This window comes from Oscillibacter sp. KLE 1728 (assembly GCF_934833455.1).
Classification (GTDB): domain Bacteria; phylum Bacillota; class Clostridia; order Oscillospirales; family Oscillospiraceae; genus Oscillibacter; species Oscillibacter welbionis.
Map to the genome: position 1 here is coordinate 1 of NZ_CAKVVF010000059.1, position 8,588 is coordinate 8,588.

9 protein-coding genes and 1 pseudogene are annotated in these 8,588 nt (G+C 64.3%); 7 read left to right on the forward strand and 3 right to left on the reverse strand.

Annotation, left to right across the window (positions count from 1 at the left end):
* Positions 1-191: 191 nt before the first annotated feature.
* Positions 192-371, reverse strand: a complete 180-nt coding sequence (locus tag QVE23_RS07750) for a hypothetical protein (RefSeq protein WP_021751346.1) — start codon at positions 369-371, stop codon at positions 192-194.
* 156 nt (positions 372-527) lie between these two features.
* On the opposite strand from QVE23_RS07750, the gene QVE23_RS07755 reads away from it, so the two are divergent.
* Positions 528-1,595 (forward strand): bifunctional histidine phosphatase family protein/GNAT family N-acetyltransferase, encoded by a 1,068-nt coding sequence (locus tag QVE23_RS07755; RefSeq protein ID WP_287225244.1) that lies wholly within the window; start codon positions 528-530, stop codon positions 1,593-1,595.
* A gap of 57 nt (positions 1,596-1,652) precedes the next feature.
* Here the strand turns inward: QVE23_RS07755 and QVE23_RS07760 are convergent, their stop codons facing one another.
* Entirely contained in the window at positions 1,653-2,267 is a 615-nt protein-coding gene (locus tag QVE23_RS07760; protein ID WP_025545295.1) for an NUDIX hydrolase, read from the reverse strand.
* Positions 2,264-3,160 (reverse strand): diacylglycerol/lipid kinase family protein, encoded by an 897-nt coding sequence (locus tag QVE23_RS07765; protein WP_249390654.1) that lies wholly within the window; start codon positions 3,158-3,160, stop codon positions 2,264-2,266. Before QVE23_RS07765 ends, QVE23_RS07760 begins: the two co-directional genes overlap by 4 nt.
* A gap of 310 nt (positions 3,161-3,470) precedes the next feature.
* Between QVE23_RS07765 and QVE23_RS07770 the strand changes: the two genes are divergently transcribed.
* The 6 genes and pseudogenes from QVE23_RS07770 to QVE23_RS11035 all read left to right on the forward strand — a co-directional run.
* Entirely contained in the window at positions 3,471-5,021 is a 1,551-nt protein-coding gene (locus QVE23_RS07770; protein ID WP_287967881.1) for an ABC transporter substrate-binding protein, read from the forward strand.
* 51 nt (positions 5,022-5,072) lie between these two features.
* Complete coding sequence (locus QVE23_RS07775) at positions 5,073-6,023, forward strand: ABC transporter permease (protein ID WP_025545294.1); 951 nt, start codon at positions 5,073-5,075, stop codon at positions 6,021-6,023.
* Positions 6,020-6,832 carry an ABC transporter permease gene (locus tag QVE23_RS07780; protein WP_021748026.1) on the forward strand — a complete coding sequence of 271 codons (813 nt, stop codon included), beginning with the start codon at positions 6,020-6,022 and terminating at the stop codon, positions 6,830-6,832. Before QVE23_RS07775 ends, QVE23_RS07780 begins: the two co-directional genes overlap by 4 nt.
* The gene (locus QVE23_RS07785; RefSeq protein WP_021748025.1) at positions 6,832-7,623 is read left to right on the forward strand and encodes an ABC transporter ATP-binding protein; all 792 of its coding nucleotides are present in this window, start codon (positions 6,832-6,834) and stop codon (positions 7,621-7,623) included. Before QVE23_RS07780 ends, QVE23_RS07785 begins: the two co-directional genes overlap by 1 nt.
* On the forward strand, positions 7,620-8,357 hold the full coding sequence (locus QVE23_RS07790; RefSeq protein ID WP_021748024.1) for an ABC transporter ATP-binding protein: 738 nt from the start codon (positions 7,620-7,622) through the stop codon (positions 8,355-8,357). The genes QVE23_RS07785 and QVE23_RS07790 overlap by 4 nt, the downstream gene beginning before the upstream one ends.
* A gap of 2 nt (positions 8,358-8,359) precedes the next feature.
* Positions 8,360-8,588 (forward strand): annotated as a pseudogene (locus QVE23_RS11035) (DUF3810 domain-containing protein); the annotation flags it as partial.

Genomic DNA, 8,588 nt, shown 5'->3' on the forward strand with positions numbered 1-8,588 from the left:
TACATGATTTCCAATCATGCGCCCTCGACCAACTAGGCGACTTCTCCATAGCTGTTCTGGTTCTAATTTCTGTATACGAGGCGTCGCCAAATGCGACAGCGTTATTATTATACCAGAGCTTTTCCCAAAGTCAAGCCCCAAAAACGATTTTATCAAAAAAGGCGGAGAGCCGAGGCTCCCCGCCCTGCGCGTCAGCGCATTTCGGAAACGATGCTGTCCACGGCATGGTCCACGGCGACACCCAGCTTGTGGATACTCTTTCCCACCTGCGTTTTCATGGGATCCCTGCCGTAGGGCATCATCATTCCCACTGCCGCGCCGGCCATCAGTCCGGCGCCGATACCGACCCAAAATCCGGTACACATTCTCATCTTCAGTCACTCCTTTGCGGCCTGAGCGTAGTATAGCCGCTTTCCCGGAAAAAAAACGCGTTAGAGCGATTTGCCAGAAAGCGGCAGATCCGTTATAATGATGATAACGACATCCAAATCTCAAAACGGCGGGCCCAGGCCCGGACGGAGGAAACCATGACCACCATCTATCTGATTCGCCACGCAGAGGCGGAGGGCAACCTGTACCGCATCGCCCAGGGACAGGCCAACAGCAGCATCACAGACCGGGGCGAACGGCAGATCCAGGCGCTGGCGCGCCGATTCGCGGATATTCCCATCGACGCGGTCTACGCCAGCGACCTCTACCGCACCTGCGCCACCGCCAGCGCCATATACAAGCCCAAGGGCCTGCCCCTGCACCGGCGGCGGGACCTGCGGGAGATCTGCGTGGGCGTGTGGGAGGAGAAGACCTGGGGAGAGATCGCCCGGCAGGACCCGGCGCAGCTGGAAAACTTCAACCACCGGCTCCACCTGTGGCACGTAGAGGGCGCGGAGACGCCCCAGGCAGTCCAGACCCGGCTGCTGGCGGCCGTGCGGGACATTGCGGCGGCCAATGACGGAAAAACGGCGGCGGTGTTCTCTCATGGCTGCGCCATCCGCCTGCTGCTGGCGGCCCTGCAGGGCATCCCGCTGGAGGAGCTGGGGAAGACGCCCACCGGCAGCAACACCGCTGTCTCTCTGCTGCGGGCGGAGGGGGCGCGGATCCAGGTGGTCTGGCGGGACGATGCGAGCCATCTGACAGACCCGGCCTTCACCCAAGGATGCACCGTGAAGCAGCGGGCCAACGGACTGGAGCCCGGCCTCTATTTCCGCCCCCTGGCGCGGGAGCAGGCGGAGTTTCCGGCGGCGTGGGCGGGGACCTCCGGGGCACTGCCCGCCGGGGCGCCTGTACTGGCGGGGTATCTGGATGGAACGCCTGTGGGCGCGGTGGCCTTTGACGACGGCCGGGAAGCGGAGCGGGGCTGCGGCTGGATCCCCCTGCTGGCAGTGGCAGAGCCCTGGCGGCGCCGGGGTTACGGCGTGCAGCTGATCGGCCAGGCAGTGATGCACTATCGCCCCATGGGCCGGGACCGCCTGCGGCTGCCCACGCCGGAGACGGAGGCTGCGGCGGGCTTTTACCGGGAGTTTGGCTTTTCTCCGGCGGCGGACGGGCCGGCGTGGGAAAAGTTCATCGGATATGACCCGGAGTTTCTGGGCACATAAGTCCTCCATTCTGAACAGGCAGGGCCGGAGCAAATGCTCCGGCCCTGCCTGTGCTCTTTATTCCAGGTGGCGGACGATGTCCTGGGTCAGGCGGGCGGTCATACCCCAGACGGCGTGGCCCTGCCAATACCAGATGGGGACCTCCACCCGGCCCCGGGCCCAGCGGTAGTCCGCAGGAATCCCCACGGTCTCATAGGGAAAGTCCCCCGGCACGTCCGGCTGCAGGGCATAGACATACTGCTCCGGAGCGGTCTCCCGAAAAAAAGCCAGGGGGACGGTGAATGCCTCTCCCACCTCCGCAGGGGAGGGCGCCACCGCCGCAAAACCGGCGGCCGAGACCAGTCCCAGCACCGGCTGCATCAGAAAGCCCGCCTGATTGCAGATGAAGTCCGGCCTGCCCAGGACCTCCACCTCCTGACGGGGGATGGCCAGTTCCTCCTCAGTCTCCCGGAGGGCGCACTGCTCCGGCGTCTCCCCCGCCTCCATCCGGCCCCCGGGGAAACACACCTCCCCGGGCTGGCGGTGCAGGGCGGCGGAGCGGACCTCGAAGAGCAGGTGCAGGCCGTCCGGCCGCTCCACCAGGGGACAGAGGACGGCATAGCTGTGCCGGGCGCCCAGAAGCCCCGGCACATGGTCTGCGTACCGGCGACGCAGATGTTCCAAGTCTCTCATAACAGCATCCTCAGCGCCCGCTGTCGATTGACAATGTCCACCACCGGCACGCTGGGGGCATACTCTCCGTCCAGGGACCAGGGCAGCTCCTCCTCTGTCTCCAGCCGGAGGGAGGAGACGTGGCGGAACACCAGGCCCTGGCTGTCGTACTGCTGGTTCAGCAGCGCCAGCACCAGATTCTGCAGGTCCGCGGCTGTCTTGGGGCTGGGGACCAGCAGCATCTCGAATTTCCCGTCATCCAGCACCACCCGCTCCGGGTCCAGCTTCATCAGCCCGCCGATGGAGGTGGAGTTGCACACGGCGCCGAACAGGTAGTCCCCGTCCAGCACCTCTCCGTCAGCGGTGAGGCGGATGTGATAGGGGCGGAGGGTGTTCAGGTCCTTCATCCCCTCCAGAATATAGGCAAAGTGGCCCAGGGCGTTCTTGGCCGCCTGAGAGGCGGCATAGGAACTGCGGGTGAAGGCGCCGAAGGAGGCCACATAGATGAAACTCCGCTCATTCCACCGGCCGATGTCCAGTTCCCGCATGCGGTTCTGTACAATGTTTTTCGCGGCGGACGCCGGGGTCCGTGGAATCTGGAGGCTGGAGGCGAAGTCGTTGGTAGTTCCCTGGGGGAGATAGCCCAGGGGCGGCGGGGCATCCAGCCGCATCAGGCCGGAGATCACCTCGTTGAGGGTGCCGTCTCCTCCGGCTGCCACCACCAGATCGTATCCGGCGCCCTCCCGGGCGGCGGTATCGGCCGCGTCTCCTGGGGCGGAGGTCTCGTGGATCCGGATGAGGTAACCCGCGCCGGAGAGGATGGCCAGCGCGTCAAACAGCGGACCGTGGGGCTTGTTCCGCCCGGCCCGGGGATTGAGAATGAACAGCAGTTTCTTCGTTTTCAAGAGTGACACCTCCTGACTGGGATGGGCGGCCCCATCCAAAGCGATGTAAATTAGTATAGCACGCCGCCCCCGGAAATTCAATTCCGCAGGTGTGACGGATTTGTGAATGTTTCTCCCCCGAACAGGCTGTTTTTTTGCGAAAGCCCTTGCAATCCCCGAGGCGTTCGTGTACAATACACCCTTGCAGGGCAAGCGTTATAAAAATAACATGCCCTGTGAGGCTCCTTTTAAAATTGAATAGAGCCGAACATTTCTGTCAGGGCGGACAGTTTCCGCCCAACACTGACTCGAAATGAGCAGTGATGCAAAGGAGAGAACCATGAAGAAGAGGCTTTTGGCGCTCCTTCTTCTGACGGGCCTCCTGAGCGCCGCACTCACCGGTTGCGGAGGCGGCAGCACAGAGCAGGCGTCAGAGGACGGACAGACAGCGGACGGCTCTACCGAGGCGCGGGCCCAGGCGAACGAGATCGTGGTGGGCATCGCGCAGGACCTGGACGAGAGTCTTGACCCTCACCTGGCGGTGGCGGCAGGAACCAAGGAAGTCATGTTCAACGTATTTGAGGGCCTGGTGAAGCCCACGCCTGACGGAGACCTGGTGCCCGCGGTCGCTGACCATTACGAGATCTCTGAGGATCAGACCACATACACCTTTACCCTGCGGGAGGGTGTGCAGTTCCACAACGGGGACCCGGTAGAGATGCGGGATGTCACATATTCCATCGAACGCTGCGCCGACGATTCGGAGGGAACGCCTCTGATCCCGGCGCTTTCTGCTATTTCCAGCATCCAGGCTGATGACACCACGCTGACCATTACCCTGGATCAGCCGGACAGCGAGTTTTTATCCTATCTGACTCTGGCCATCCTGCCGGAGGACTATACGGACCAGGCCACCGCCCCGGTGGGCACGGGGCCTTTCAAATTCGTCTCCCGGACAGCCCAGGACTCCATCGTTCTGGAGCGGTTTGACGGCTACTGGGGCACCCCGGCCCAGCTGGACAAGGTGACCTTCCGGATCATTGAGAACGCGGACAGCCTAGTGATGAGCCTGCAGAGCGGAGCCATCGACAGGTTCGCCCACCTGACCCGCACCCAGGCCGCCCAGCTGGGGGAGGACGTCCAGGTGCTGGAAGGCACGATGAATCTGGTGCAGGCGCTGTATCTGAACAACGCCGCGGAGCCTTTCAACAATGAAAAGGTCCGGCAGGCCCTGTGCTACGCCGTGGACAAACAGCAGATCATTGACGTGGCCTTCGACGGGTACGGCAGCCCCATCGGCTCCAGTATGTATCCGGCGTTTCAGAAATATTTTGTGGAGGACCTGACAGACTATTATCCCTATGACCCGGAGCGGGCCAGGGAGCTGCTGGCGGAGGCCGGGTATCCCGACGGGTTCTCCATGACCATCACCGTCCCCTCCAACTATCAGCCCCACATCGACACGGCCACTGTGCTGGTGGAGCAGCTGAAGGCCGTGGGCATCACCGCGGAGATTCAGCCTGTGGAGTGGGGTGCCTGGCTCAGCGAGGTGTACGGAAACCGGCAGTTCCAGTCCACCGTGGTAGGCGTAGACGCCTCCAACATGACTGCCCGGGCGCTGCTGGAGCGGTTCACCTCTGCGGCGGACGACAACTTTATCAACTATCAGAACACGGACTATGACGCCCTGTTCCAGCAGGCCCAGGCCACGGCCGACGACGCAGAGCAGACAGAGCTCTACAAGCAGATGGAGCGGAACCTGACGGAACACGCCGCCAATGTCTACATCCAGGACCTGGCGGACCTGGTGGTTCTGCGGAACGGGCTGGAGGGATACCAGTTCTATCCCATCTATGTGATGGACCTGTCCACGGTCCATTACGCCCAGTAAATCCAATGCGCGGCAGGTATGCTGCCGCTGCCCCGGAAGGGAGATGATGCCATGAAGTACGTATGCAAGCGGATTTTGATGCTGCTGGTCACCATGGTCATCGTCTCCCTTCTGGCGTTTGCGGCCTTTGAATTGATCCACGGCAGTGCGGCGGAGATCATGCTGGGCACCCAGGCCACGCCGGAGCGCGTGGCGGAGCTGGAGGCGGAGCTGGGGCTGGACCGCCCCTTCGCGGTGCGGTATCTGGAGTGGCTGGCGGGCTTTTTCACCGGGGACCTGGGGATTTCTTACAGTTATAGCCAGCCGGTGTGGGAGCTGATTGCCCCCAAGGTGGGGATTACCCTGTGCCTGAGCCTTCTCAGCTTCGCGCTGATTGCCGTGGTGTCCATTCCCCTGGGGCTGTGGGCCTCCCGCGGGCACAGCAGGGTGGGGGACGCCGTGGGGACGGTGTTGGACCAGCTGTGCATGGCGGTGCCGCCGTTTTTCACCGGCATCCTGATTTCCTGGCTGTTCAGCATCACCCTCCGCTGGTTTGTCCACGGCCAATTCCCGGATCTGGGTGCGGACCCGACCGGGGCGTTCCGGTATCTGTTTTTCGCGGCTGCGGCCATCGCCATCCCCCGGATCGCCATGACCGTGCGGATGCTCCGCAGCACCATTCAGGGGGAGATGCGGCGGGACTATGTCCGCACCGCCATCTCCCGGGGCAATGACCGGGGGGCGGTCCTGCGGCGCCATGTGCTGCGCAACGCCCTGGTGCCGGTGGTGACCTTCCTGGCCCAGACCATGGCGGAGATCGTGGCGGCTGGCATCGTGGTGGAGCAGGTGTTTGCCATCCCGGGGCTGGGACGGCTGCTGGTGGCCTCCATCTCCAACCGGGACTACCCCGTGGTGCAGGCCATCGTGGTGATCCTGGCCTTCTGGGTGGTGCTGGCAGGCACCGTGGCAGACATTGTCAACCAGCGGATCGACCCCCGCCTGCGGCTGGGAGGTGCGTCATGAAGCGGCGGATGAACGGATACCTGCTGGCCGGGCTGATTGTCACCGGCCTCATGGCGGCGCTGATCCTGGTCGGCCTGGTGTGGACGCCCTACGACCCGGACGCCCTGCTGGCGGGGCCCAAGCTGGAGGGCCCCTCCCTGGCCCATTGGCTGGGGACCGACAGCTTCGGCCGGGACATCTTCAGCCGGGTGCTGCAGGGGGCGGGCACCACCTTCCTGATCGCCCTGAGCACCGTGGCCATCGGCGCGGTGTGCGGCACGGCAGCGGGCGCCCTCACGGGCTATTTCGGCGGCGTGGTGGACGAGGTCCTGATGCGCCTGAATGACGCGCTGACCGCCTTTCCCAGCATCCTGCTGGCCCTGGTTCTCATCAGCATCCTGGGGCCGGGGAATAAATACAACGTGGTGATCGCCCTGGGGATCGTGTTTATCCCCAGCTTTGCCCGGGTGACCCGCACCGCCTTCGCGGCGCTGCGGGACGTGAATTATGTGAAGAGCGCCCGGCTGATGGGGGCCTCCAGCGGCCGCATCCTGGTGCGGCAGATCCTGCCCAACACCACGCAGGTGCTGCTGCCGGCCATCACCATCGGCTTCAACAACGCGGTGCTGGCGGAGGCCTCCATGAGCTATCTGGGCATCGGCGTCACGCCGCCGGACGCCTCCCTGGGCTACATGCTCTCGGAGGCGCAGGGGATGCTGACCAGCGCCCCCTGGTATGCCCTGGGTTCCGGCGGCGCCATCGTGCTGCTGATCTTCGGCGTGGGTCTCATCGGCGAGGGCCTGCAGCGCCGGAACGGGGGGGTGTCCTGATGCTGGAGATCCGAGATCTGCATGTGAAATTCCACACCCGGCAGCGGGAGGCCGTGGCGGGCGTGTCCCTGACCATCCACGACGGGGAGATCCTGGGGCTGGTGGGCGAGTCCGGCTCCGGCAAGTCTGTCACCGCCATGAGCGTGGCGGGACTGCTGCCCCGAAAGCAGTGCGACTTTTCCGGGGAGATCCTGCTGGACGGCGCGGAGCTGCTCCACGCAGACCGCACGCTGCTGCGGCAGGTCCAGGGGAGGGAGATCGGCGTGGTGTTCCAGGAGCCGCAGAGCTGCATGGACCCCCTGATGCGTATCGGCCCCCAGGTGGAGGAGGTGCTGCGTATCCACACAGACCTCTCCCGGGAGGCGCGGCGGGACCAGGCCCTGGCGGCCCTGGCAGCAGTGGAGCTGCCGGACCCGGCGGGCGTGTATCGGAAGTATCCCCACGAGCTCTCCGGCGGGATGCTGCAGCGGGCCATGATCGCCGCGGCCGTCGTGGCACGGCCCAAGCTGCTGCTGCTGGATGAGCCCACCACCGCCCTGGACGTGACCATCCAGGCCCAGATTTTGGAGCTTTTGAAAAAGCTGAACCGGGAGTCCGGCATCTCCATGCTGTTCATCTCCCACAACCTGAACGTGGTGCGGAAGCTCTGCACCCGCACGGCGGTGATGCAGCGGGGCGTGCTGGTGGAGGAGGGTGACATCGAGACGGTGTTCCGCCATCCCCGGCACCCATACACCCAGCGGCTCATCGCCGCCATTCCCACCCGGCACCGGAAGGAGGAGACGCCATGAGCGAACAGGAGCTTGTGCTCTCCGTCCGGCACGTCACCAGCGGATACCGGGACCGCGGGCTCTTCCGCCGTGGCCCCTATCAGGAGGTCCTCCGCGACGTGACCTTTGATGTGCGCCATGGGGAAATCCTGGGTCTGGTGGGCGAGTCCGGTACCGGAAAATCCACCCTGGCCAGGACCATCCTGGGTATTGTGAAGCCCGACCAGGGGCAGGTGATTCACTACACCAAGCGGCCCCAGATGATCTTTCAGGACCCGTACAGCGCGCTGAACCCCGCCTATTCGGTGGAGTGGACCCTGGAGGAGCCGCTGCGGGTCTACGGCAAGTATGACGCCCCGGAGCGCAAGCGCCGGGTGCGGGAGATGCTGGACCGGGTGGGTCTGCCGGAGGAGTGTCTGGCGGCAAAACCGGCGGAACTCTCCGGCGGACAGCGGCAGCGGGTGTCCATTGCCGCAGCGCTGATCCAGCGGCCACGGTTCCTCATTGCCGACGAGCCGGTGTCCGCCCTGGACGTGACCATCCAGGCCCAGATCCTGGACCTGCTGCGGACGCTGCGGCGGGAGCTGGATCTCAGCTATCTCTTTATCTCCCACGACCTGAATGTGGTGTACCAGCTCTGCGACCGGGTGCTGGTGATGAAAGAAGGCCGCATCGTGGAGCAGGGAACAGTGGATGACATCTTCGACCACCCGAAAGACGACTATACCCGCCAGCTGCTGGCGGCAGCGGAGTGAGCATGACATTTTTCAAGTCCCACCAAAAACTGCACATCTGGCTGCTGGCGGACCTGGTCCTGCTGGCGGCCTTCTGGATCGCCCGGGAGCACCGGGACTGGATGAACGCCCTGGAGCGCTTTGTATCCGCCCCGATCCGGAGATCTCTGGGCAGCCTGTGCTATCGGGTCTCCTTCTCTGTGATGGAGGTGCTGTATGTCCTGGCGGCCGTCCTCGTGCTGGCCTATGTGG